Here is a 24,311-nt window from a genome sequence, read left to right as displayed (position 1 = left end):
TGCCCCCGTGACCCCCCGGCGTCGCCTACCGGCGATCCTCCTCCGCCTCGCAGTGCTGCTCGCCGTGCTGGCCGGCATCGTGCTCACCGCGCTCGGCCCGGCCACGGTGACCGGCCTGCTGCCGTACTTCACCATCCAGAGCAACGTGGCGGTCGGTGTCCTCGCCGGGTACGCCGCCTGGTGCGCGCTGCGCGACCGGCCGGAGCCGCCGAGCGTCCTCAAGGGCGCGGTGACCCTCTACATCACCATCACCGGCACGGTCTACCACCTGGTCCTGGCCAACCCGGCCAGCCCGTTCGCGATGACCCAGCCGGACCGGCAACCGGGTGAGTGGTGGGGCAACCAGTTCCTGCACACGGTGGTGCCGCTGCTGGCGGTCGCCGACTGGGCGCTGTTCGACAGGCGCGGCCGGCTGCGCCCCCGGTACGCCGCCTGGTGGCTGGTGTTCCCGGTCGGATACCTCGGATTCGCGCTGGTGCGTGGCCTGATCGTGGGCAGCTACCCGTACCCGTTCATCGACGCGGGAGAGCTGGGCTACGACGGGGTGGCGGTCAGCGCGGCCGGGTTCGCCGCGGTGTTCTGGCTGCTGGGTCTGCTGTTCGTGGGCGTGGACCGGCTGCTCGCCCGGGCCGGGCGAGTCGATGCGGAGCAGGCGCCACCCGCGGCCGGGCCGACGGAACCGACGACGGCGGCCGGGCCGGGCGCCGCGACGGCAGCACAGCGGGAGACCAGCGGCTCGGCCTGAGCGGCGGGCCGGTCAGGCGGCCCGGTGGGCCGGCTGGCCGGCGCGCGTCCGCCGGCCCGCGCCGCGTTCCCGGCCGTACGCGTCGGCCCGCCCCCACCGCCCCGGCACGTCGAGCAGCTCGATCCGCCCGAAACCCGCCGGGATCGCCGGGTTCACCAGCAGGTTCTCCCCGCACGGGCGCAACCCCAGCATGGTCGACAGCAGCATCAGCAGCCCACCGGAGGCCCACGACTGCGGTCGTCCGGCCGCCGGCAACTGGACCGGGTACGTGGTCACCGCGCGGGGGTAGCCGGCGATCACCTCCGGGACCGAGCCGCCGAGCGTCTCCGCCATCGCGAACATGCTCGCGGCGATGTCGGCCGCCTCCTCGTCGAAGCCGTACCGCCGCAGGCCCGCCGCGACGATCGCGTTGTCCGACGGCCAGACCGCGCCGAGGTGCGCGCCGACCGGGTTGTACGGCCGCTGTCCCTGCGCGTAGGTGCGCACGCCCCAGCCGGAGAACAGCTCCGGCCCGCGCAGGTGCCCGGCCAGCGCGTCGGCCCGGTCCGGCTCCACGATGCCGCTCCACAGCAGGTGCCCGAGGTGTGAGGTGAGCGCGTCGACCGGCTCGCCGTCCGGGGTGAGCGCCAGCGCGTAGTAGCCCTGCTGCGGCAGCCAGAAGTCGCTGTTGAACCGCTCCCGCAGCCGCGCCGCGTCGGCCTCCAGGCGCTCGGCGTAGCCCCGGTCGCCCCAGAACTCCCGGGCCAGCCGGGCGCCGCGGAGCCGCGCGTCGTACGCGTAGCCCTGAAGCTCGCACGTGGCGCGCGGGTACGGCGGCTCCGCGCCGTACCGGTCGACGATCGCTTCCGGGGAGTTGCGCCAGGTCTGGTTGGCGACCCCGCTGCCGGTGTTGCGCGGCAGGTAGCGCAGGTAGCCGTCGCCGCACTGGTCGCCGTAGCGGGTCAGCCAGTCCAGCGCCATCAGGGCCGGGTGCCGCAACTCGTGGACCAGGTCGGTGTCACCGGTCCAGCGCTCGTACTCGTCGAGCAGGATCACGAACAGCGGCGTGGTGTCGGCGGCGCCGTAGTAGAGCGCGGTGGGCTGCTCGTCGAACGCGGCCGCCTCGCCGTACCGCAGCTCGGCGACGATCTTGCCCGGTTCCTCCTCGTGCCGGTCGTCGAGCCGGCCGCCCTGCAACATCGCCAGCATGTGCAGCGTGGCCGGGGTCAACTCGGGCGTGAAGGGCAACGTCTGGAAACAGGTGATCAGCGCGTCCCGCCCGTACAGCGTCATCGCCCAGGGCATCCCGCCGACCGGCACCGGATCGGTGTAGGCCAGCGGCATGTAGCGCAGGGCGGCCAGGTCGGTCAGGGCCTGCCGGTACACGGCGTTGAGCCCGGGCCGCTCGGCGGTCAGGTGCGGCGCCCGGTCGAGCCACCGTTCGAGGCCGTCCCGCATGTCCTGGCTGACGTGCTGCCGGTGGGACTCGATGTCGGCCCGCAGGTCCCGCCCGCCCGCGCCCTGGATGATCATCGCGACGTGCAGGTCGGCGTGCCACTCGCCCTGCGGCTCCACGCGGATCCGGAAGGTCATCCCGCGCGCGTCCACGTCGGCCGGAGCGGTGCTGGAGACGCATGTCTCCCGGGCGAACCGCCCGCGCTCGTACCGGATCCGCAACCGCCGCTCCTGCGGGTCGGGGACCACCGTCGGGCGGCGCGGGCCGGGCCGCAGGATCTCCGAGGTGTCGGCGAAGTCGGCCGCCATCTCCATCCGCACCGTGTACTCGGCGGGTTCGGCCGAGTGGTTGAGCACCGTGACGCTCTCGTGGTACGCCTCGTCGATCGACCGGTGCCGGATCACCGAGACGTCGGCGTCCACGTAGTGGCTGGCCGCGCCCGGCACCAGCACGAAGCGGGTCTCGAAGTAGGTCAGGTCGTCGCGGGACAACGCGTGCAGCCGCTCGCCGTCGACCGTGAGCACCCAGTGGGACAGGAACCGGGTGTCGAAGGAGAACAGGCCGATCGGCGCGCACGGGTCGTGTTCCATGTCGCCCTGCGCGTCGCTCACCGCGAACGCGTTGCCGGCAAGGACGTGGACCAGTTCCTGCTTCATCGGGCCGCCACCCGCTCGCCGGTCACGGCGCGGGGATCCCGGGCATCCGGCGGGCCGGGGAAGAGCCGGCGCAGCGTCATCAGCAGCTTCAGCTCGCCCCGCGCGGTGAGGTCGTTGCGCAGCAGCGCGGCGGCCGGGTGCAGCCGCCCCGCCGCGATCCGGTCGAACACCTCCCGGTCCGCGCCGACCACCAGGTCCGCCTCCTCGGTCAGGCGGTCCACCCGGACGTCCTGCCGGTCGACGGTCAGGTACCAGTGCTCGGTGCTGCCGCCGTCGCGCAGGTCCAGGCGGATGGTGCCGGAGGTGGTCTCGGGCAGCTCCGGGTGCCGGCCGGCCGTCCCCCGGGTCAGGTGTTCCACGGCCGAGACGCTCATCGGGCCCTCCTCGTCGGTGGTCGCGGCCGCCCGCCTGCCGGCGCCGCCCGTCCCTCAGCGTCCCCGCCGGGCGGGTGAGGCGAACTCACCCGGTCCGGGTGAGACGCGGCGGCGCGGCGGGTATCCCTGCGGGCATGCCGACGACCGGGGACGCGCCGGGCGGGCGCGGCGCTCAGCGCAGGATGAGCCCGCGCACGTACGCGGCCTGACCGACGTGCTGGAAGTCGTCGTCGAGGACGCTCACCAGCCGCACCCCGAGCGTCACCGGCGGATCCCAGTTCTCGTCGACCACCCGGTCCAGGTCGGCCGGGCTCAGCCCGCGCAGGTATCCCAGGCTCCGGTCCACCACCGCCCGGTGGTAGTCGAGCAGCACGCCGCCGTCCTCCGGGCGTACCGCCGCGATCTGCTCCGGGCCGTGCCCGAAGCCGGTGTCGGCGGGGTCGGGCCGCAGGCCGCACCGCGCCGCCCAGTCGCCGGTGGTCCAGAGCTGCGGCTCCCCCATCATGTCGGCGACGTGGTCGTCCTGGATCCGGGTCAGGTGCCAGATTTGCCAGCCCACCGGGTTCGCCCCGTCGGCCGGCGCCCGCCGCAGCTGGGCCGCGTCGAGCCCGTCGAGCGCCCCGGCGACCAGATCGGGCAACCGCCCGTACGCCTCGGTCAGCACGTCCGTCGCGTCCACGCGTCCCCCACTCCCCCGCGGTTCCTGCCGTCCCTCGGGCAGTACCGCCCAGCGTGCCCGGCAAACCTCGGCGCGGACGCCGGCTCTAGGGTGATCGCTGTGGTCGCGGCGCTGGAGCTGTATCTGGACACCGACGCCACCCGGCGGATCCGGGTGCTGTGGGACCTGCTGGAGTCCGACGGGGTGCCGAGCATGCGGTCCCTGCTGGCGCAGCGGCACCGCCCGCACGTCTCGCTGGCGGTCGCGCCCCGCCTCGACCCGCACCGCGTCGCCGAGGCGCTCGCCGGAACCGCGGTGGCCGCGCCGCTGCGGCTGGAGTTCCAGCACGCCGGTCAGTTCCTCGGGCGGGTGCTCTGGCTCGGGCCGGCACCGACGCCCGAGCTGCTGGCGCACCACGGCGCGGTGCACGAGCGGCTGGCGCGGGCCGGCGTCGAGGTGGTGGAGCACTACCGGCCGGGCCGGTGGGTGCCGCACTGCACACTGTCCATGCGGGTGCCGAACCCGCTGATGGGCGCGGCGGTACGCCGGTGCCTGGAGGTGCTGCCGCTGACCGCGACGGTGGTCGGCGCGGCGGTGGCCGACCACGCCCGCGACATCTCCCACCCGCTGCCCTGACGCCCTCCCCGCCAAGATCCACGCCACCTCGGGGAGGTGGGCCTGCCACTCCAGGTGCCGGGCCCGCCCGCCGGCCCAGTGGCGGACCGCGATGCGGGCACGACAGCGGGCAGGCGACCGGGTTTCGCGCCATCTGCGGCTGCCCTGACGATCGGGGCCAAACCGAAGCAAGCTGGTAAAAGCGCAGGTCAGAGCCAATCTGGCCACCCGAAGACGTGCGGCTGGAGCGGCAGCGAAGCATGTCGAAGGAGAGCCTCATGGCCGCACCCGTCGTCCGTTCCGTCACCGCCGACCAGACCGTCCTGCTGCCCGGGCAGTCGACCACCGTACGGGTCGACGCCTTCCACCCCGACTCTCGGCTGCTGACGCTCACCGGCCGGGTCAGCGACCCCACCGGCGTCACCTGGGACAGCCCGGTCCGGGTGGACCTGAGCGTCCCCCTGACGATCCAGCTCGCCGGCGCCTCGCCGGGCGTGACGGTCACACCGAGCGGCACCGATCCGGGCCGCTTCACAGTCACCGTGCTGGCCGGCCGGGGCACGGTGACGCTGACCGCGACGGCGCGTGACGGCGCCGGCCGCACCGGCACGGGCACCACCACGCTGACCGTGCCGCTGCTGGTCGGGATGAGCGCCTACAAGGGTGCCCGGACCCAGCGGGCGGTGGCCGACTATCCGGGCATCCGCTACATGCGCGACTTCGGCACGGACGGCCCGGACGCGGACGCGCTGCCGGAGCTGCCCGCGCTGAACGCCGGCAAGTTCGCCGACGCGCCCTCGGCCGTCATGCACGTCAGCTGGAAGGACGACGTCGAACAGCTGGCCGGCTGGCTCGACGGCGTGAACCGCCCGATCTACCTGACCTGGTACCACGAGCCGATGGGCGACGTAACCCCGGCCACGTACCGGGCGACGGCGAGCCGCGTGACGCAGATCCTGGCCGCGCACCGCAACCGGCGGTGGGTGCTCGGGCACGGGCCGATCGTGACCCGCTACTGGCTCGACGAGGGGCGCGGCAACCCGACCGACTGGGGATACCCGGGCATGACCCACTACGGCGTGGACTGCTACTCCCGGGACACCGCCGCGTACTGGCCCGCCTCCCGGATGTTCGGCGTGGCCTTCGACAAGGTGCGCGCCGCGTACCCGGGCATCCGGCTCCTGGTGCCCGAGTACGGGCTGAGCCGCATCGCCGCGGACACCACCGGCGCGGGCCGGGCGCGGACGCTCCGGGAGCACGTCACCTGGCTGCGCCAGCAGAACGACGTGGACGCGATCGCGTACTGGAACAACTGGGCCGAGTTCGAGCTGGGCGACCCGCCGCTCGAGGCCACGGCCTGGCGCGATCTCCAGGTGGGCCCGGCATAGACTGGGCCGATGAGGCGGAGCCGGTGACCAGCGGGAGCGTGTCGCACCCGGGATACACCCACGGCTGCCTCGCCTACGACGATCCGGCCGCGCTGCGCTCGCTGGCGGTCGAGCAGGTCAGTGCCGGTCTGGCCGCCGGTGAGCAGGTCTGGGTAATCTGTCCGCAGGATCGCGGGACCGTCACCGGCTGGCTGGCCTCCGTCCCCGGGGTCGACGCCGCGCGCCGGCGGGACGCGCTACGGCTGCTTCCCGTCGGCGAGGCGTACCGGCACGACGAGGTCGTCGACCCGGAGCGGCAGGTCCGGGCGTACGTGCGGGCCACCACCGAGGCGCTGACCGCCGGGCACTCCGGCCTGCGGGTGGTGGCCGAGGCGACCGATCTGGTCCGGACCACCGCCCAGCGGGACGCGTTCGCCCGCTACGAGCACCGGATCGACCACTGGATGCGGCACCGGCCGATGTCGGCGGTCTGCGCCTACGACCGCAGCCGACTGGGCGACGCGGCGATCGCCGAGCTGGCCTGCATGCACCCGCAGACCAACGCCGAGGTGCTGTTCCGCCTGCACGCCGGCGACGGTGACGCGGTGGTGGCGCTGGCTGGGGAGCTGGACCCGTCCAACCACCGGGGCTTCGCCGCCGCGCTGGAGCGGGCCGACCCGCGGCCGGTGGCGGGCCGGCTCGTGTTCGACGCCGCCGAGCTGCGGTTCGTCGACCACCGCAGCCTGCTGCACCTGCGCGACCACGCCCGCCGGCACGGCGCCGTCGCGGTGCTGCGCACGCCGAGCCGCGCCCCGGCCCGGCTGGTCGACCTGCTCGGTCTGGCCGAGGTGCGGGTGGAGGTCGTCCGATGAGGAGCGGCGCGGCCTCCGGCCACGTGGGCTACTTCCACGAGGCGTTCGTCTACGGCTCCGACGAGGAGTTGCTGGCGGTGACGCTGCCGTTCCTGCTGGACGGGATCGCGGCCGGCGAGCCGACGGCGGTGAACCTGGACGAGCGCAACGCCGAACTGGTACGCCGGGCGCTGCCCACCGGCGCCGAGGTCACGTTCCTGCCGGTCTCCGACGTCTACACCCGGCCCAGCGTCGCGCTGCGCTCCTACCGGGAGTTGCTCGCCTCGTACGTGGCGGCGGGGGCGGCGCAGATCCGGATGGTCGGCGAGCTGCCTCCGGTGCTGCTCGGCGCGACCTGGGACTGGTGGGCGCGCTACGAGTCGGCGATCAACCACGCCTACGACGACTTCCCGCTCTGGGGCATCTGCGCCTACGACCGCCGGGGCACGCCCGCGCACGTGCTCGCCGACGTGGCGCGTACCCATCCGCTGGTGGCACGGCCGGACGGCGGGCACGAGGCGGCCGGTCTCTACACCGAGCCGACGAGCTACCTGACCGAGTTCCGGCCGGCGCCCGCGGACCCGGTGCAGCGGACCACGCCCCTGGTCGAGCTGGTCGATCCGACGCCGGCCCGCGCCCGCGCCGCGGTACACGCCGCCGACCGTGGCCTGCTTCCACCCGACGGCCTCGACGGGCTGGTCATCGCCGTCAGCGAGGTGGTGAGCAACGCGCTGCGCCACGGTGAGCCGCCGGTGTGCCTGCGGTTGTGGCGCGCGCCGGACCGGATCGTGGTGACCGTCCACGATCGGGGCACCGGACCCAAGGATCCGTACGCCGGGCTGCTGCCGGCGGGCGACGGTTCCGACGGCGGGCTGGGCCTGTGGATCAGCCACCAGAGTTGCGACCATGTGACGCACCACCGGGACGCGGGCGGCTTCACCATCCGCCTGACGGCGGGGAACCCGCACTTCCCGGTCTGACCGCGCCACCGGTCGGCGGGCAGCGGGGCGGGGCGGAGCGAGCCCCGCTCGCGGACGCGGTACCGTAGCGCCTCATCGTGCCCTGCGGGGCGGTCATCCGCCGGCCTGGCGCTGGCGAACCGACGGAGGATGGCGCATGTCAAACGGTGCCGAGCCGTTCGCACCCCACGACGACCTGTCCGCGCGACCGCGGTTCGATCCCGCGTTGCGCGGCTACGACAAACGTCAGGTGGACCGGTACGTCGAGCAGATCGACGCCGAGGTGAGCGCGCTGACCGCCGCCCGGGACCGGGCGTACGCGCAGGTGCGCGACCTGAACGCGCAGGTGCAGCGGGCGCAGGCCGAGGCGGTGGAGCTGCGGGACCGTCCGTCGTCGGTGGACCGGGCGTCCTTCCGCGACCTCGGCCCGATGGTCGACCAGATCCTGGACCTGGCCGAGAAGCAGGCCGGCCAGATCACCGACGTGGCCTCCCGGCGCGCGGAGGAGGTCCAGGGGCAGGCGGAGAAGCTGCTCGCCGCCGCGCACGAGCAGGCCGCGCGGGAGCGGCGGGAGCTGGACGAGGAGCTGTCCGCCCGCCGGGCCGAGCAGGAGCGGGTGGACGAGGAGCGGCGGGCCGCCGCGCAGGCGGAGCTTGCCGCCGTGCGGGAGCTGGCGGAGAAGCTGCGCCTCGAGGGTCAGGCCGTGCACGACCGGGCCCAGCAGGAGGCGAAGCGGGTCACCGAGCAGAGCGCCCAGCAGGTCGAGCAGGCGCGTTCGGCGTCCGAGGCGCTGGTGAAGGCGGCGCGGACGCAGATCCAGCAGGAGGTCCAGGCCAACCGCAGCAAGGCCCAGCAGGAGCTGGCCCAGTGGCAGGCCACGATGGCCAAGGAGCTGGACGAGCGGCGGGCCGCCGCCGAGCAGGAGTTGGCCGACCGGGCGGCCGCCGCGGAGAAGGACATCGCCGCGCTGGTGGCCGAGGCGCAGCAGTACGCGACCGAGGTCCGGGAGCGGGCCGACGAGGAGACGGCGGCGCACCAGGAGCAGCTCGCCGGTGTGCAGCGGGAGATCCAGCAGCGGCAGGAGACGCTGACCCAGCTCAAGACGGAGCTGGAGTCGGTGTCCCGGCAGTTGGAGGACACCCGCCGGGAGATCGCCACCATCGAGCGGACCGGCGCGGAGGTGGAGGAGCGGCTGGTCGGCGTACGCCGGGAGTTGAGCGCGGAGACCAAGCGGCTCGACGAGGCACGGCGCGCGGCGGACCTGGCCGAGCAGCACGCCAAGGAGACCCGGGCCCGGGTGCAGCGGGAGGCCAAGCGGGTCGCCGACCTGGCTGCGGCGGCGGTCATGGCGGCCGCCGCGGGCGGCGGGGAGACCGCCGAGTACCCGCAGGTGGCGGCGCGCCCGCCGATCACCGTTCCGGCCGAGGTGACGCCCCGGGCCGTCGACGGGCGGACCGCGCCGGACGCGATCGAGCCGGACCGGTCGGAGCCGCCCGCCGTGGAGCCGATCGTCGAGCGCCTGGACGGGCCGAGCTTCGACGCGTTCGCGGTCCGCACGCCGGCCCCGCGCGGTGTGCCCGAGGATGAGACCACGGGTACCGACAACGGCGTACCCGCCACCGCATAGGCGGTCGGCGCCGCCGGTCCGGGCCGGGGCCGGCGGCGCACCTTGCCCATCGACCTTTTTCTATGCAATTATCTGGGTTGATCTGCTGGTGCATCGCGATCCTTATTCGGGGGTAGACGGGTATGCGGAAGATTTCCTCGATCGGCGCCGCCCTGGTCCTGACCGTCGCCTCGGCGGGCGCCGTGGTTGCCGGTACGGCCGGACCGGCCAGCGCCGGGTGCAGCCACTCGCACTCCAACGTGGACAGCAAGTTCGGCCAGCTCTTCAACGCCACGAACGTCAACATCCGCACCGGTCCGCACACCACCTGCGGTTCGGTCGGCTACGGGCAGCTCAGCCACACAGTCGACTTCCACTGCTTCGCCAGCGGCGACCGGGTGACCGCGAACGGCCACACCACCTACACGTGGACCTACCTGCGGGACGTCACCACCGGCAGGTCCGGCTGGGTCGCCGACGCGCTGCTGGACAACCTCGGCGGCAACGTCGCCTGCTGACCGGTCGGCCGGACGGCGCCGCGGCGGGCATAATGACCGGGCATGACCGGCCTGCACCCGCCCGCCGAGCCGTACGCCACCCACCGCGTTCCGGTCGGTGACGGCCACGTCCTGTACGTGGAGGAGGTCGGCCGGCCGGACGGCGTACCCGTGGTGTTCCTGCACGGCGGTCCCGGCGGCGGCCTGGTGCCGGCGGCCCGCCGGTTCTTCGACCCCGCCCGCCACCGGGCCGTGCTGTTCGACCAGCGCGGCGCCGGCCGCAGCACCCCGCACGGCGAGGTGCGCGCCAACACCACCTGGCATCTGGTGGCCGACCTGGAGACGATCCGGCGGCGGCTGGGCATCGGCTCCTGGCTGGTGTTCGGCGGCTCGTGGGGCACGACGCTCGGGCTGGCGTACGCGCAGGCGCATCCGGACCGGGTGACCGGCCTGGTCCTGCGCGGCGTGCTGCTGCTGCGGCGCAGCGAGCGGGACTGGTTCTACCAGGGCGGGCTGCGCCACCTCCAGCCCGAGGAGTGGGCGCGGTTCGTGGCGCCGATCCCGCCGGACGAGCGCGACGACGTGCTGGGCGCGTACCACAGGCGGCTGCACGACCCGGACGAGGAGCGGGCCCGCGAGTACGCGCGGGCGTGGGGGCGGTGGGAGGCGGTCAACTCGTCGCTGCGGCCCGACCCGGAGCTGCTCGCCCACTTCACCGCCGACGACCACGCGCTGCCGGTGGCCCGGATCCTGTCGCACTACGCGGTGCACGGCGGCTTCCTCACCGATGGACAGTTGCTCGACGGGGTGGACCGGATCCGGCACCTGCCCGCCGTGATCGTCAACGGCCGCTACGACCTGTGCTGCCCGCCGGTGTCCGCGTACGACCTGGCCCGCCGGTGGCCGGAGGCGACGCTGCGGATCGTGCCGGACGCCGGGCACTCCGCCGCCGAGCCGGGGGTGACCCGGGAGGTGCTGCGCGCGCTCGACGAGGTGACCGCGAGGGTCGAGAGTCCGGTCGGCGAGCCTGGTCATCGGCGACCGCCGCTGGCAGGATCGGCCGGGTGACGGGTGCGCTGTACGCGGTGAGTGATCTCCACGTGTCGTACGCGGAGAACCGCGCGGTGGTCGACGGCCTGCGGCCGCAGACGGCGGACGACTGGCTGATCGTGGCCGGCGACGTCGGCGAGGTCTTCGCCGACGTCGAGCGGACGCTGCGGCTGCTGCGCGACCGGTTCGCGCGGGTCGTGTGGGCGCCGGGCAACCACGAACTGTGGACCCACCCCAACGACCCGGTGACGCTGCGCGGGGTGGCCCGCTACGACGCGCTGGTGGCGATGTGCCGTGAGCTGGGCGTGCTGACCCCGGAGGACGACTACCAGGTGTGGCGGGGCGCGGGCGGGCCGGTCACCGTGGCGCCGCTGTTCCTGCTCTACGACTACTCGTTCCGTGCCCCCGGCACCACGACCAAGGAGGAGTCGCTGCGCGCGGCGTACGACGCGGGTGTGGTGTGCACCGACGAGATGCTGCTGCACCCCGACCCGTACCCGGACCGGGAGTCGTGGTGCGCGGCGAGGCTGGCGGTGACCGGGCGGCGGCTGGAGGCCACCGATCCGGCGCTGCCGACGGTGCTGGTCACCCACTGGCCGCTGGTGCGGCAGCCCACCGACGTGCTCTGGTTCCCGGAGTTCGCGCAGTGGTGCGGCACCGACCGCACCGCCGACTGGCACGTGCGTCACCGCGCCGCCGTCGCGGTCTACGGCCACCTGCACATCCCGCGCACCACGCACTACGACGGGGTGCGGTTCGAGGAGGTGTCGCTGGGTTACCCGCGCGAGTGGCGGCGCCGTGGCGGCGTACCGGCGCCGATGAAGCGGATCCTCGGATGATCGAGGCGCTGCTGCCGGCCGGGGCGGCGGCCGTCGAGGCGTTCACCGACGTGCCGGACGAGGCGCCGTTCCCGGGCGAGGAGGACCTGGTGGCGCGCGCGGTGCCCGCCCGCCGCCAGGAGTTCGTCACGGCCCGCCGCTGCGCGCGGGAGGCAGTGGCCCGCCTCGGGTACGCCCCGGCGCCGATCCGGCCCGGCCCCCGGCGGGAGCCGGTCTGGCCGGACGGCGTGGTGGGCAGCATCACGCACTGCACCGGCTACCGGGCGGCGGCGGTGGCACCGGCCGGGGCACTGGCCGGGCTGGGCATCGACGCGGAGCCGCACGAGCCGCTTCCCGACGGGGTGGCGGGCGTGGTCCTCACCGCGGGCGAGCCGGATCGGCTGGCCGCGCTGCGGGCCGCCGACCCGGCGACTTGCTGGGACCGGCTGCTGTTCAGCGCCAAGGAGTCGGTCTACAAGGCGTGGTATCCGCTGACCGGGCGCTGGCTCGGGTTCGAGGAGGCGGAGCTGACGTTCGACCGGGCCGGCCGGTTCACCGCCCGGATCCTGGTCGACGGCACCCGCACCGACGGCGGCCCGGCGCTGGGCTCTCTGGACGGCCGCTGGCTGGTCGCCCGCGGGCTGCTGCTCACCGCCGTGGTCGTGCCGCACCGGCAGTGACCGGCGATACCGCGATTGTTCCGGTTTGCCCGCCCCGAGCCAGGGTAGGGCGGGTGTGCCTGGACATTTTCGCTGTAGGAGGACAGGTCCTGATGGAATCCAGCAAGCCCAGCCAGATCGTCAAGGGTGTCGTCGAAGCCGCCGTCGAGAAGGTCGGCGACGCGCTGACTCCGGACGTGCCGGGCGCTCCCGGCAGCGCACCGCCGTCGCTGGAGGAGCCGACCACGCCGCACGGGCCGCTGCCGCCCAAGGACGAGCAGGGCGCGCCGGACACCCGGACCCCGACCGGCGCCGAAACCGGCGTACCCAAGATCGCCAAGGGGCAGCAGGGCGCCTACCTCACCACCGCCAACGGGGCGCGGCTGCGGGACACCGACCACTCGCTGAAGGCCGGTCCGCGCGGCCCGGTCCTGCTCCAGGACCACCACCTGCGCGAGAAGATCACCCACTTCGACCACGAGCGGATCCCGGAGCGGGTGGTGCACGCCCGGGGCGCGGGCGCGCACGGCACGTTCGTCGCGTACGGCACCGCCGAGGAGGTGACCCGGGCCGGGTTCCTGAAGAAGGGCCGCGAGACGCCGGTCTTCGTCCGCTTCTCCACCGTGCTGGGCTCGCGCGGGTCGGCCGACACGGTCCGCGACACCCGCGGCTTCGCCACCAAGTTCTACACCGACGAGGGCACGTTCGACCTGGTCGCCAACAACATCCCGGTGTTCTTCATCCAGGACGCGATCAAGTTCCCGGACGTCATCCACGCCGGCAAGCCGCACCCGGACCGGGAGATCCCGCAGGCGCAGAGCGCGCACGACACGTTCTGGGACTTCGTCTCGCTGCACACCGAGGCGCAGCACCACACCATCTGGAACATGTCCGACCGGGGCATCCCGCGGTCCTACCGGACCATGGAGGGCTTCGGCGTGCACACGTTCCGCCTGGTCGACGAGGCCGGTGCGACGGTACTGGTCAAGTTCCACTGGAAGCCGAAGCTGGGCGTGCACTCCCTGACCTGGGAAGAGGCCCAGATGATCGGCGGCATGGACCCGGACTACCACCGCCGCGACCTGTACGACGCGATCGAGGCCGGCGCGTACCCGGAGTGGGAGCTGGGCATCCAGGTCTTCCCGGACACTCCGGAGGAGACGTTCGCCGGGATCGACCTGCTCGACCCGACGAAGATCGTGCCGGAGGAGCTGGCGCCGGTGCAGCCGATCGGCAAGCTCACCCTGAACAAGACGCCGACCAACTACTTCGCCGAGGTCGAGCAGGTGGCGTTCCACGTCGGGCACCTGCCGCCGGGCATCGACGTCACGAACGACCCGCTGATGCAGGGCCGGCTGTTCTCGTACGTGGACACGCAGCTCACCCGTCTGGGCGGGCCGAACTTCACCCAGATCCCGATCAACCGGCCGCACGCCGACGTCAACGACATGCTGCGTGACGGCTTCCACCAGCACGCGGTGCACGCGGGCGTGGCGCCGTACCGGCCGAACTCGCTCGACGGCGGCAACCCGTTCCCGGCCGGTGACCGGGAGCACGCGTTCGTGGACACGCCGGTGACGGTGGCCGAGGCGCCGAAGGTCCGGGCCTCACCGGCCTCCTTCGACGACCACTACAGCCAGGTACGCCTGTTCTGGCAGAGCATGTCGCCGGTGGAGAAGGAGCACATCATCCGGGCGTACACGTTCGAGCTGGGCAAGTGCTACCACCAGGTGATCAAGGAGCGGCAGCTCCAGTGCCTGGCCAACGTCGACCCGGTGCTGTGCGAGCAGGTCGCGACCGGCCTGGGCCTGCCCGTGCCGCAGCCCACCGTGCCGCTCGCGGACGTGCAGCCCAGCCCGGCGCTGTCCCAGGTCGGCCGGGAGTGGCCGGCCGACGGCCGGATGGTCGGCATCGTGGTCGACGCCCAGGGCGACCTGGGCGACGTGCACGAGGTGCGCCGGGCGGTGTTCGACGCCGGCATGGTGCCGCTGCTGATCGCCGCGCACGGCGGCACCGTCGACGGGCTGCCGGTGCAGCGCACGTTCGCCACCGGCCGCTCGGTCGAGTTCGACGCGGTGCTGCTGGCCGGCGCGCCGGCCCCGGCACCGGACGCGGTGCCGGCCCGCGACGCCAAGGCGGGCGCGCCGGGCTCGGCCACCGTCGACCCGCGGGTGCTGCTGCTGGTCGAGGAGGCGTGGCGGCACGCCAAGGTGATCGGCGCCTGGGGCGCGGGCGCCGAGGTGCTGCACCAGGCCGGTGTGACGGGCACGCCGGGCGTGGTGACCGGTGCCGCCGGGGCCGAGGTGCTCACCGAGGTGCAGCGGCTGATGGCGGCGCACCGGGTCTGGGAGAGGTTCCCGGCCTCGGTCGCCTGATCTGCGAGTCGTACGTGGGGCGGTCCCGGACGGGGCCGCCCCACGCTGTGCGTACGCCCGGCCGCAGCCAGTCGGCGCGGTCGTACTCCCAGGTCAGGTCAGCGCCGACCTGGTGCAGCCGTCCGTCGACGAACACCGCGTTCTCGGTCGAGCCGGTGCCGTCGGTCCACGTGCCGCCGAGCTGGATCGACCGTCGCGTCAGCGGCCCCAGCGCCGAGTCGGCCTGCACCAGGAAGAACTGGCTGCCGTTGGTGTCCGGACCGGCGTTGGCCATGGCGAGTGTGCCACGCGCGTACAGGCGGCGTACGCCGGTCGGGTCGGTCGGCGCGGGCGGCAGGTCGGTGGGCAGCTCGTCCTACGTTCGGGTTTCGCTCGACACGGTGGTCCTCCCGGGACTCGTGGTACCAGAACGACGGGAGTCTATGGATCGGGTGGGGTGATGTCGACGCGCCCGCCTGGCGGGTCGAAAGTAGGTTGCCGCGCCGGGTGGTGTGGGAGAGGGTGACCGGCATGACGTTCTGACGGATCGCATCCCCGCCCGCAGGCCCCTTGCCGCCTGCCGTCTCCCGCCTCTCTTCCGCAGAAACGAGCGTCTGTGTCCGCGTACCCCTCCGGGCGGGCCGTCGTGCCCGCCACCGTCTCCGTCTTCTCCTCCCCCGGCAGCTGGATCGAGTCCGCCGCGCTCGACCAGTGCCACCAGGTCGCCGCCCTGGACGGCATGGCGCACGTCGCCGCCATGCCGGACCTGCACCCCGGCAAGGGCGCGCCGATCGGCGCCGCGATGTCCTCCACCGTGCTCTACCCGTTCCTGGTCGGCTCCGACATCGGGTGCGGCATCGCGGTGTTCCCGATCGCGCTGCGCCGGGTCGTACCGGAACGGCTCGCCGCCCGGTTCCCCGACCTGGACCGGGCGCTCGACCCGGACGCCGACGACCCGGCCTGGTCGGTGCTGGACGGCGACATCCCGGCCGGTCACCTCGACGGGCTCGGCACGGTCGGGCGCGGCAACCACTTCGTCGAGCTGGCCCGCGTCGGGCCGGTCCTCGCGCCGGAGCACGCCGCACGGCTCGGGCTGGGCACCGGTGACCTGGTGCTCGTGGTGCACTCCGGGTCACGCGGGCTGGGCGAGCGGATCCTGCGCGAGCACACCGGGACGCACGGCGCCGGTCCCGCGCCCGACCCGGACGCCTACCTGGCCCGGCACGACGCGGCCGTGCGGTGGGGTTCGCTCAACCGGCGGCTGCTGGCCGCACGCGTCGCGTACGCGCTCGGTGCCGAACCCACCGAGCCGGTCGTCGACCAGTGCCACAACCTGGTCGAGATCCGCGACGGGCGCTACCTGCACCGCAAGGGCGCGGCACCGGGCGACGGCCGGGACGTGCTGATCGCCGGCACCCGTGGCACACCCTCCTACCTGGTGGCGGCGCACGCCGGGCCGGACGCCGGCTACTCGGTGGCGCACGGCGCCGGGCGCAAGATGTCCCGCGCCGACGCGCTGCGCCGCGGCCGGGCCAAGCACACGGTCGAGGAGCTGCGCCGGACGCCTGTGGGCTCGGTCGTGGTGTGCGGCGACCGGCAGTTGCTGTTCGAGGAGGCGCCCACCGCGTACAAGCGCATCGAGCAGGTGATCGGCGACCTGGTGGCGCACGACCTCGCTACGCCGATCGCCACCACGGTTCCGCTGGTCACCTACAAGACGCCGGACGTGGGCCGCCGCGACGAGCGCCGGAAGGACCGCCGGTGACCGAGCTGCTGCTGTCCGCCGGGCGCGGACCGGCCGAGTGCGCGTGGGCGCTGGCCCGGCTGCTGTCCCGCCTGGAGAGTGCGGCGGCCCGGCGGGGCCTGCGTACCGAACGGGTCGAGACGGTGCCCGGCGACCGGGCCGGCACCTACCGGTCGGTGCTGGTCCGGATCACCGGTGCCGGGGCGGAGCCGTTCGCGGCCGGGTGGACCGGCACGCTCTGCTGGCAGGCGCCCAGCCCGTACCGGACGGGGCACGGACGGAAGAACTGGTACGTCACCGCGCGGACGTGCCGGACCGACGTGATGGTCACGCCGTTCCACGAGGCCGACGTCGAGTTCGTGCCGTGCCGCACCGGCGGGCCGGGCGGCCAGCACCGCAACAAGGCCAGCACCGCCGTCCGGGCCATGCACCGCCCGTCGGGCCGGACCGTCGTGGTCGACACCGAACGGTACCTGCACCTCAATCGCCGTATCGCCGTCGAGCTGCTGCGGCAGCGGATCGCCGCCGACGACGAGGCGGCCCGGCGCGCGGGTGTCGACGCCCGCCGGCGGATCCACGACGAGCTGGTCCGCGGCGACCCGGTACGGGTGGAGCGGCCGTAGATCGGGCCCGACCGGCCCTCACCCGACGAAGACGCAGTACGGGTGGCCGGTCGGGTCGGCGTACACCCGCAGCACCACCTGGCACCGCCGCAGGCCCGGCGCGTCGGCCATCGCCACCACCTCCGGCCTGCTCTTGCCCGGCGGTCCCGCCCCAATCCGCCGCCGGTGACCGGCCCGGCTACCGTGGGCGCGGCGCCCGGGACCGCCGAGGTGCGACGCGTGAGGAGGACGGATGCGACGGAGCCAGCGCTTCCGCGCCGTGGTCGGCGGGTCGACGTTCCGGCCCTACCGGTGACCGGGGTGCGCCTGCACGTCGGCTGCGCCATGTGGACGCACAAGTCCTGGTCCGGCCGATTCCTGCCGCATCCGCTGCCCGCCCACGAGCGGCTGCGCGCGTACGCCGCGTGGTGCGACGCCGTGGAGGGCAACACGACGTTCTACGCGACCCCGGCCCGGGAGACGGCGGCGTCCTGGGCCGAGCAGACCGATCCCGGCTTCCGTTTCCTGCCGAAACTGCCGAAGGTGGTCACCCACGAACGCCGGCTCGCCGGCGGCGAGCCGGAACTGCGGGCGTTCCTGCACGCCATGGAGCCGCTCGGTCCGCGGGCGGACACGCTCTGGATCCAGTTGCCCGGCTCGTTCGGCCCCGGTGACGTGCCCGGCCTCGACCGGTTCCTGCGCACGCTGCCCGCCGGTCACAGGTACGCCGTCGAGGTCCGCCACCCCGCCTTCTTCACCGAGGCCGGTGCGGTCCGCGAGCTGGAGGCGACGCTGCACCGGGCCGGCGCGGAGTGGATCCCGTTCGACACCACCGCGTTCTTCCGGACGCCGCCGACCAGCGACGCGGAGCGGGAGGCGTGGACGCGCAAACCGCGCCTGCCGCTGCGTACCCGGGCGCTGACCGACCGGCCGATCGTGCGCTACCTCGGCCGGGACGACCCCGGCCGCACCGTCGAGGGCTGGCAGCCGTGGCTGGACGTGGTCACCGGCTGGCTGCGGGAGGGCCGCTCGCCGATCGTGTTCGTGCACACGCCGGACAACGCGGACGCGCCCGAGCTGGCCCGCCGCTTCCACGACCAGGTCCGCGAGCGGGTTCCCGGGCTCGCGCCACTACCCGAGCCGGAGCCGGTCGGCCCGGCCACGCTGTTCTGAGCCCAATCCGGGTTCGACCGCGTGTCACGGTCGGACTGGTCGCCGGGCGACGCGCCGGACGGTCACCCGACCTCCGACTTCCTGGTCAACGACGTGTCCGACAGCGACCGCCGTCGGCCATGTCCCCCGGCGCACCCGCAGGCGCGACCCATCCGGGGGCGAGCGGACGACCCGGACAGCGGCGATCTGCACTTTCGGCCCGGGCAGACGGGATATTCCCGGCACTTGCCGGGCCGCAAGTGCAAGATCGCGGAGAGCGGGCGAGGGCGGGACAGGGGCGGGGCGGGCGGGGGTGTGTGCCGGCGCCGGACGGCGTGGTCGTCCGGGTCGGCGCGACCGGCCTGTGCCGCAGTGACTGGCACGGCTGGTAGGGCCACGACCCGGACATCCGCCCGCCGCACGTACCGGGTGCTGCGCCCGGCCGAGCTGGTCACCCGCACGATCGACCTGACTGCCGCGCCTGATGCGCCGGCCACCAGGGACCGGCCGGGCGCCGCCGGGGTGTGCCTGGTCCGTCCCTGAGACGGGCACGGGCCGGCCCGGCGCCGGGAGCCCCGGCGCGGACCGGCCCGCGCGGCCGTCCGGTCAGTCGGTGACGGTCACCGTGACGGTACGGGGCGGCTGCTGGTACTGCCCCCGGTTGTCCATGCCGCGGATCGTCACCGTGTACGTACCGGCCGGGACCACCGGTGACGTGTACGCGAAGTTCGACCCCGGCGAGCCCGGGCTGGTGAGGAACGTGCCGATCCACGGCCAGCTGGTCGGCGCGCCCGCGCGGCCGAAGGTGCCGGCCGAGTTCATGCCCTGCCCGGCGCTGTTGCCGATCTGCACCTCGACCTTCTGCATCCCGCCGTCGTCGACGGCCCGGCCGGTGATCACGATCCGGCCGCCGGTGTACGCCTGACCCTCGACCGGCGTGATGCTCGGCTCCAGCGTCGGGTCGGTGTCGCCGGGGTAGACCAGGTAGCGGGCGGTGGCGCCGCTGGTCGAGTTGTCCTGCTGACCCGCGGTGTCCACGGCCCACGCCTCGACGTTGTACGTGCCCCGGGTGGGCAGGTCGATCGGGAGCGTGAACGCGGTGCTGGTCGCGCCGGGCGCGGCGAGCGTCGCGTGGACCGTGGCGAACGCGGCGGCCATGGTGCCGTCGGGCTGCACGTACCGGCCGGTGTCCAGGTCGCGCAGCGCGATCCGGACCGCCTGGACTCCCTTGTCGTCGGTGGCGGTGCCGGCCAGGTCCAGGTGCAGCTGGTCGATGTCCTGGTTGGTGCCGGTGAAGCTGAGCAGCCCGTTCGGGAAGGCGTCACCCGGTACCTGGGCGGTGACGGTGAGCCGGCCCATGTTGGTGCTGGACGTGGTCAGGCCGAGCTTGTCGGTGGCCCGTACCCGGAAGTCGTAGACGCCGGGGGTGAGCGGCACCGTAGTGAACGACCAGTCGAACGTCGCGGCGTCGAGGTTGATCGGGGAGATCCGGTGGTAGCCGGCGACCGAGTCGGCGCCCCACGTGCCGTCGCTGGCGAGCGCCTCGCGGGTGGTGTTGTTGCGCAGGTAGATCTCGACCGACTTCAGGGCGTCGTCGTCGTTAGCCGTCCCGGCGAACGTGACCGCGCCGCCGGGCGCGACGGTGAACGGCACGGCGTTGCCCGGCGGGGTCATCGCCGCCGGCGAGGTGATCGCCACGGTCGGCGGTACGCCGTTGGCCGAGACGGTCCAGTCGCGGGTGTCGCCGCGCAGGTCGCTCTGCCCGGTCGTGTCGACGGCGGTGGCGGTCATCCTCCACTGTCCCTCGACCGGCAGCGTGACCTCGTACTGCCAGGTGGCGGACGTCGCGCCGATCACGTCCGGCTCGCCGCGGAAGGTGTTGTAGACGGCGGCGACGGTGCCGTCGTCCTGGAGGTACCGGTTGTCGGGCGTGCGGAACGAGTAGATCAGCGAGTTGACGCCCTTGTCGTCGGTGGCGGTGCCGGAGGCCACGAACGTCTGGGTGGCGAGCAGGCCGGCCGACGGCGCGCTGATCCGGGTCGACGGCGGCAGGTCGTCGAAGCGGAACGCCTCGATCTTCTTGACCGCCTTGGTGGTGTCGCCGGCTCCCTTGCTGTCGAACGTCTTCGCCTGCAACTGGTAGACGCCGGCCGGCAGCGTCACCGGCAGGCTCCACGTGGTGGAGGTGGCGTTCGGCGCGGCCACCGTCGTGTTGATCGCCTTGAACGCGCCCCAGGTGGTCAGGTCGGCCTGGAGGTACCTGCCGCTGTTGCGGTCCTGGATCTCCAGCTGGACGCGGGCCACGCCGGCCGGGGCGAGCGCCTGGCCGCTGATCGTGAACGACTCGCCGGCCGGTTTCACAGCGCCTTCGATCGGCGTGGTGACGGTGGTGTCCAGCGCCGCGGGCGCGGGCTGCTTGGAGAGGTCGAAGAAGGCGACCCGGCCGGTGGTCTTGCCGCCCTTGACGTTGCCGTCACCGCCGACGAGCAGGCCGCGCGAGGTGGCGAGCATCGCCTTCTCGCCCTCGTACGAGTTGGAGCCGGGGTTCCACTCCAGCGCGGTGCCGGTGAGCGGGTCCAGCGCGCCGAGGTGGTCGCGGCGGACCACCTGGTCGCCCAGGCCGTAGCCGCTGAGCCCCTGGCCGGTGCCGTAGCCGACGTTGTCCAGGCCGGGCCACGGCACGTTCGAGGTGGGCGACTCCTGCCAGCTGAAGTGCCCGCCGACGTAGACGGCGGTGTCGGTGATCGCGACCGAGTAGATGCTGTCGAAGTGCCGGGAGATCCAGAGCGGCTCGACGTGGTCGTTTCCGGTCAGCGGGTACGCGATGGCGGTGTCGTTGATCGGCGGGCGGTCGCCGCCGGAGCCGCTGGTGACCACGAAGTACGAGTCGTCCGGCGCGATGTCACCGGCGAAGACGCGCTGGATGCCGCCGACGAAGGAGAGGTTGTCCTCCCACAGCCGGGTACGCCACGGCAGCAGCGCCTTGCTCGCCGTACCGATGAGCGCCACGCCGTAGCGGTCCTGGCCGCCGATCTGGCGGCCGGTGTGCACGACGAGCAGCTTGCTGCGGTCGTGGGTGAGCTTGAGCTGCTGCACGGTGAGCATGCCGCCGACGCCGATGCCGCCGGTGACCGGCAGGTTGAATCCGGTGTCGACGGCGCCGGTGGTGGGATTGAGCGCGGCCAGGCCGCTGCGGCCGACCCCGTTGACGGTGGCGAACTGGCCGCCGACGTAGACGGCGTTGCCGCTCACGGCGAGCGCGGTGGCCCGCGCGTTGGCGGTGGCGGTGAACGCGGCGACCGGCGCGCCGGTGGCCGGGTTCAGCCGGGCGATCTTGCGCTTGGTGACGCCGTTGATCGTGTTGAACGAGCCGGCGATGTAGAGCGACGAGCCGTCCGGCGACGCCTCCACCGCGGCGACCGCGCCGTCGATGACCGGCTTGAACCCGGTGTCCACCTTGCCGGTGTCCAGGTTGTACGACGCCAGGGACCGCTGCGCGATCGCGGATCCGCCGACGTTGGCGATCGAGGTGAACGTGCCGGCGATGAAGACCCGGTTGCCGATCACCTCGATGTCGGTGATCTCGCCGTTGGTGATCCGCGGCGTGTCGGTGCGGGGCGTGGTCGGCATCAGCCGGGTGTCCCCGGGGGTCACCAGCGCACGGGTCGCGGTGGTACGCGCGGCGCCGAGCGCGGCGCTGCTGCCCGTCGCCTGTGCGCCGGTGAGGCCGGCCACACCGGCCTCCCGCACGGTGACGGTGGCGGCCACCGCCGGCACTCCCGCCACCACTGTCGCGCCGGCGGCGACGGCCGCCACCGCGCGAAGCCAAACTCGCATCGAGACAACTCTCCCTGTCCGCCGGGACGGCCCCCTCGGGTGATTCCCGAGTCCCCTCCGTCCGCGTGCCGGACGCCACCGTAGGAGGCAAAGACTTCTCGCGATACGCGCCGCACCGGTAATCGACCGGTTGCCATCAATTTCGGCCACACCGGCGGTGCGGCTCCGCCGATCGGATCACCGGCTGTCACCGTCCGGCCCGTGCGTGCCGGCCGGTTTGGGACACCACCGTCCCGGCGGGCGTCAGGGCGCCTCGCTGCCGCGCTTGTCCTCCTGCGCCAGCACCGCGTCGCGCCGCTTCGGGTCGTCGCGCCCGGCGAGCGCCGCCGACAGCCTCGGGTCGGCCGCGAGCCGCTCCCGGTTGCGGTGCCAGAACGCCTCGAAACCACCGGTGTACGGGCACGCCGTGTCGCCGAGCGCCACGCCGGGCTCGTACCGGCAGCCGGCGCAGTGGTCGCTGATCCGGTCCACGTGCGTTCCGTCGAACGCCCACGGCCGGGTGTCGACGCGGGCCAGGTCGGCGTACTGGCTCATGCCGATGACTGTCGCGTTCATGACCCAGTCCGCGCCGTCGACGAAGCTGCGCCGGAACCAGTCGGCCAGGTCGGCGGGACGCCAGCCGCGTTGCAGGCCGTAGTTGCCGAGCACGGTCAACCGCGCGGTGTGGTGCGCCCAGCCGGTGTCCCGGACGCCCGCGAGCACGTCGGCCAGGCAGCGGGCCTCCACCGCGTCGGCGTCGAGCCGGTCGAACCACTCCGGCAGCGGCTGGGTGGCGGCGAGCCAGCCGGCGCCCCGGAACTGCGGCGCGAAGTACCAGTAGAGCTGCCACAGGAACTCGCGCCAGCCGAACAGGCCACGCACGAACCGGTGCACCGCCGCGGGTGGCGCGGCGCCGTCCCGGGCGGCACGCTCGGCGGCCCGGATCGCCGGTTCCGGGTCGAGCAGGCCGCTGTTGAACGCCGACGACAGCGCGCTGTACGCGAGCTGCCGGTCGCCGTCGCGGAGCAGGTCGTGGGTGTCGGCGTACGCGGGCAGCCGGTGGGCCAGGAAGTGCGTGAGGCGGGCCTGCGCCTCGGCGTGCGTGGCCGGGTGACGGCGCGGCCCGTCCCGGCCGGTGAACCGGGTCCCCTCGTCCGCCCAGCGGTCCAGGTCCCGCCGGACCTGCGCGTCGATGTCGTCCTCGACGATCGGCGGGGGCGGCGGCACGTCGACAGGTGTCCGGGCGCGGGGACGGCGGGCGGGCGCGGGCAGGTCCCGCAGCACGCCGTGACGCTCGCGGGCGTACCGGTAGAAGTCGTCCATCCGCAGCCGGCCGCGCCGCCGGTCGGCCCAGGCGGCGAAGTCGGCGCGGTCGGTGACGAATCCGCGCGGCGGCAGCACGGTCAGCCCGTCCACGGTGCGGGCGAACGCCAGCGCTGCCCGGGACGCCGGGTGCACCACCTCGACCGGCTCGCCCAGCCCGGTGAGCGCGGCGCGGAACGTGCCGGCCCGCACCAGCCGCGCCCGGTCGCCGAGTTCGGCGGCGCGGTGCCGCAGCGCGGACAGGACCAGGTGTGCCTTCTGCCGGTGCATCGGGCGGGCGGCGAACAGCGACCGGGCCTCCACCAGCAGGACGGGCTGCGTGTCGTCGTCGAGGAAGTGCGGTCCGACCTGATCCGCCAGGAGCCAGCGCCAGGGTGCCAATGCCATCCCTTCACAGTGGACGTGCGGTCAGCCGCCGCGCACCCTGGGGTGGCGGTGGTCGGTGAGCCGCAGGCCGACGCCGCGTACCGCCGCGATGGTGACGCCGGTGCCCAGCTCGTCGAGTTTACGGCGCAACCGCTTCACCAGTGACTGCACGTCGGCCCGGCCGTGCGTCGGTGCGTCGTGCCAGACCGCGTGGTGCAGCTCGGCGTAGCTCCACACCCGGACCGGCTCGGCGGTCAGGCAGGTCAGCAGGTCGCGCTCCAGGCGGGTCAGGGCGGTCTCCCGGCTGCCCCACCGGGCGGTCGACCGGGCCGCGTCGATCACCAGCGCGCCGTCCGGCGCGGGCTTCGCCGGGGGTACGGGCGGAACCGGCGCGCCGGCCGGGCCGGACGCGTCCGTGATCAACTCGCGCAGCTCGTCCAGATCGGCAACCATCAGGAGGGGCGCGACGCCGTCCAGCAGCTCGGTCAGCCGCAGCCGTTCGGCCGGGGACGGCGTCACCCCGATGACGAGCGAGAAGGGGCGCTCCGACGGGTCGGTGCCGGAGTCCGCCGCGTTCGTGCCGTCAGTCGTCACCGCGCCCCACCGTGACAGAAACTGTCAACAGGCCGCCCGATCCGGGGGACCTGTTGGTGACATGTTGCTC

The 24,311-nt window shown here is 74.0% G+C and carries 22 protein-coding genes and 1 pseudogene; 15 read left to right on the top strand and 8 right to left on the bottom strand.

Translation table 11 applies throughout. From position 1 onward, the window contains the following. Nucleotides 1-7 precede the first annotated feature (7 nt). Entirely contained in the window at nucleotides 8-745 is a 738-nt protein-coding gene (locus C569_RS0114485) for a Pr6Pr family membrane protein (RefSeq protein ID WP_026268151.1), read from the top strand. A 12-nt stretch (nucleotides 746-757) separates the two neighbouring features. Here the strand turns inward: C569_RS0114485 and C569_RS0114480 are convergent, their stop codons facing one another. The 3 genes from C569_RS0114480 to C569_RS0114470 all read right to left on the bottom strand — a co-directional run bounded on the left by C569_RS0114480 (nucleotide 758) and on the right by C569_RS0114470 (nucleotide 3,889). Next, nucleotides 758-2,836 (bottom strand): glycogen debranching N-terminal domain-containing protein, encoded by a 2,079-nt coding sequence (locus C569_RS0114480; protein ID WP_018786500.1) that lies wholly within the window; start codon nucleotides 2,834-2,836, stop codon nucleotides 758-760. Further along, nucleotides 2,833-3,210, bottom strand: a complete 378-nt coding sequence (locus C569_RS0114475; protein ID WP_018786499.1) for an SCP2 sterol-binding domain-containing protein — start codon at nucleotides 3,208-3,210, stop codon at nucleotides 2,833-2,835. The genes C569_RS0114480 and C569_RS0114475 overlap by 4 nt, the downstream gene beginning before the upstream one ends. Before the next feature lie 172 nt (nucleotides 3,211-3,382). Beyond that, nucleotides 3,383-3,889: a DinB family protein gene (locus C569_RS0114470; protein ID WP_018786498.1), complete on the bottom strand. Its 507-nt coding sequence runs from the start codon at nucleotides 3,887-3,889 to the stop codon at nucleotides 3,383-3,385. A 99-nt stretch (nucleotides 3,890-3,988) separates the two neighbouring features. Between C569_RS0114470 and C569_RS0114465 the strand changes: the two genes are divergently transcribed. From C569_RS0114465 to C569_RS0114420, 10 genes are all read left to right on the top strand, one after another. After that, entirely contained in the window at nucleotides 3,989-4,504 is a 516-nt protein-coding gene (locus tag C569_RS0114465) for a 2'-5' RNA ligase family protein (RefSeq protein ID WP_026268150.1), read from the top strand. Nucleotides 4,505-4,761: 257 nt separating this feature from the next. Continuing rightward, nucleotides 4,762-5,871, top strand: coding sequence for a hypothetical protein (locus C569_RS0114460; RefSeq protein ID WP_026268149.1), 1,110 nt, complete (start codon nucleotides 4,762-4,764; stop codon nucleotides 5,869-5,871). A gap of 23 nt (nucleotides 5,872-5,894) precedes the next feature. Continuing rightward, nucleotides 5,895-6,722 (top strand): MEDS domain-containing protein, encoded by an 828-nt coding sequence (locus C569_RS0114455; RefSeq protein WP_018786495.1) that lies wholly within the window; start codon nucleotides 5,895-5,897, stop codon nucleotides 6,720-6,722. Next, nucleotides 6,719-7,681, top strand: coding sequence for an anti-sigma factor RsbA family regulatory protein (locus C569_RS0114450; RefSeq protein ID WP_026268148.1), 963 nt, complete (start codon nucleotides 6,719-6,721; stop codon nucleotides 7,679-7,681). The genes C569_RS0114455 and C569_RS0114450 overlap by 4 nt, the downstream gene beginning before the upstream one ends. A 136-nt stretch (nucleotides 7,682-7,817) precedes the next feature. Next, nucleotides 7,818-9,287, top strand: coding sequence for a hypothetical protein (locus C569_RS0114445; RefSeq protein ID WP_018786493.1), 1,470 nt, complete (start codon nucleotides 7,818-7,820; stop codon nucleotides 9,285-9,287). A gap of 122 nt (nucleotides 9,288-9,409) precedes the next feature. Next, entirely contained in the window at nucleotides 9,410-9,784 is a 375-nt protein-coding gene (locus C569_RS0114440; protein ID WP_018786492.1) for a hypothetical protein, read from the top strand. Between the two features lie 42 nt (nucleotides 9,785-9,826). Continuing rightward, nucleotides 9,827-10,831: a prolyl aminopeptidase gene (gene pip, locus C569_RS0114435; RefSeq protein WP_018786491.1), complete on the top strand. Its 1,005-nt coding sequence runs from the start codon at nucleotides 9,827-9,829 to the stop codon at nucleotides 10,829-10,831. After that, on the top strand, nucleotides 10,828-11,652 hold the full coding sequence (locus C569_RS0114430) for a metallophosphoesterase (RefSeq protein WP_018786490.1): 825 nt from the start codon (nucleotides 10,828-10,830) through the stop codon (nucleotides 11,650-11,652). The genes pip and C569_RS0114430 overlap by 4 nt, the downstream gene beginning before the upstream one ends. Next, a complete protein-coding gene (locus tag C569_RS0114425; protein WP_018786489.1) occupies nucleotides 11,649-12,311 on the top strand; it encodes a 4'-phosphopantetheinyl transferase in 663 nt (220 codons plus the stop codon). The genes C569_RS0114430 and C569_RS0114425 overlap by 4 nt, the downstream gene beginning before the upstream one ends. A 92-nt stretch (nucleotides 12,312-12,403) precedes the next feature. Continuing rightward, nucleotides 12,404-14,665, top strand: coding sequence for a catalase (locus C569_RS0114420; RefSeq protein ID WP_018786488.1), 2,262 nt, complete (start codon nucleotides 12,404-12,406; stop codon nucleotides 14,663-14,665). On the opposite strand, the gene C569_RS33185 is transcribed toward C569_RS0114420, so the two are convergent. Then, nucleotides 14,598-14,894, bottom strand: a complete 297-nt coding sequence (locus C569_RS33185) for a DUF2804 family protein (protein WP_255327271.1) — start codon at nucleotides 14,892-14,894, stop codon at nucleotides 14,598-14,600. The genes C569_RS0114420 and C569_RS33185 overlap by 68 nt on opposite strands. After that, a pseudogene (locus tag C569_RS34885) lies at nucleotides 14,868-15,020 on the bottom strand (peptidylprolyl isomerase); the annotation flags it as partial. The gene C569_RS33185 and the pseudogene C569_RS34885, both read right to left, overlap by 27 nt. A gap of 240 nt (nucleotides 15,021-15,260) precedes the next feature. On the opposite strand from C569_RS34885, the gene C569_RS0114410 reads away from it, so the two are divergent. The 4 genes from C569_RS0114410 (at nucleotide 15,261) to C569_RS33175 (ending at nucleotide 18,685) form a co-directional block, all read left to right on the top strand. Beyond that, a complete protein-coding gene (locus C569_RS0114410) occupies nucleotides 15,261-16,409 on the top strand; it encodes an RNA ligase RtcB family protein (RefSeq protein WP_018786487.1) in 1,149 nt (382 codons plus the stop codon). Continuing rightward, nucleotides 16,406-17,011, top strand: a complete 606-nt coding sequence (gene prfH / locus C569_RS0114405; protein WP_018786486.1) for a peptide chain release factor H — start codon at nucleotides 16,406-16,408, stop codon at nucleotides 17,009-17,011. The genes C569_RS0114410 and prfH overlap by 4 nt, the downstream gene beginning before the upstream one ends. Before the next feature lie 324 nt (nucleotides 17,012-17,335). Beyond that, entirely contained in the window at nucleotides 17,336-18,163 is an 828-nt protein-coding gene (locus C569_RS0114395) for a DUF72 domain-containing protein (RefSeq protein ID WP_155945549.1), read from the top strand. Nucleotides 18,164-18,514: 351 nt separating this feature from the next. After that, nucleotides 18,515-18,685: a hypothetical protein gene (locus tag C569_RS33175; protein ID WP_155945544.1), complete on the top strand. Its 171-nt coding sequence runs from the start codon at nucleotides 18,515-18,517 to the stop codon at nucleotides 18,683-18,685. Between the two features lie 63 nt (nucleotides 18,686-18,748). On the opposite strand, the gene C569_RS0114385 is transcribed toward C569_RS33175, so the two are convergent. From C569_RS0114385 to C569_RS0114375, 3 genes are all read right to left on the bottom strand, one after another. Then, a complete protein-coding gene (locus C569_RS0114385) occupies nucleotides 18,749-21,979 on the bottom strand; it encodes an Ig-like domain-containing protein (RefSeq protein WP_026268145.1) in 3,231 nt (1,076 codons plus the stop codon). A 243-nt stretch (nucleotides 21,980-22,222) separates the two neighbouring features. Next, nucleotides 22,223-23,668, bottom strand: coding sequence for a cryptochrome/photolyase family protein (locus tag C569_RS0114380; RefSeq protein WP_036345837.1), 1,446 nt, complete (start codon nucleotides 23,666-23,668; stop codon nucleotides 22,223-22,225). A 21-nt stretch (nucleotides 23,669-23,689) separates the two neighbouring features. Continuing rightward, a complete protein-coding gene (locus C569_RS0114375; protein WP_018786480.1) occupies nucleotides 23,690-24,241 on the bottom strand; it encodes a winged helix-turn-helix domain-containing protein in 552 nt (183 codons plus the stop codon). Nucleotides 24,242-24,311: the final 70 nt, after the last annotated feature.

Source organism: Micromonospora sp. CNB394 (assembly GCF_000374985.1).
GTDB classification, from domain to species: Bacteria; Actinomycetota; Actinomycetes; order Mycobacteriales; family Micromonosporaceae; genus Micromonospora; species Micromonospora marina.
The sequence above is the reverse complement of the archived record's forward strand: the minus strand, read 5'-3'. Positions and strand labels throughout refer to the sequence as shown.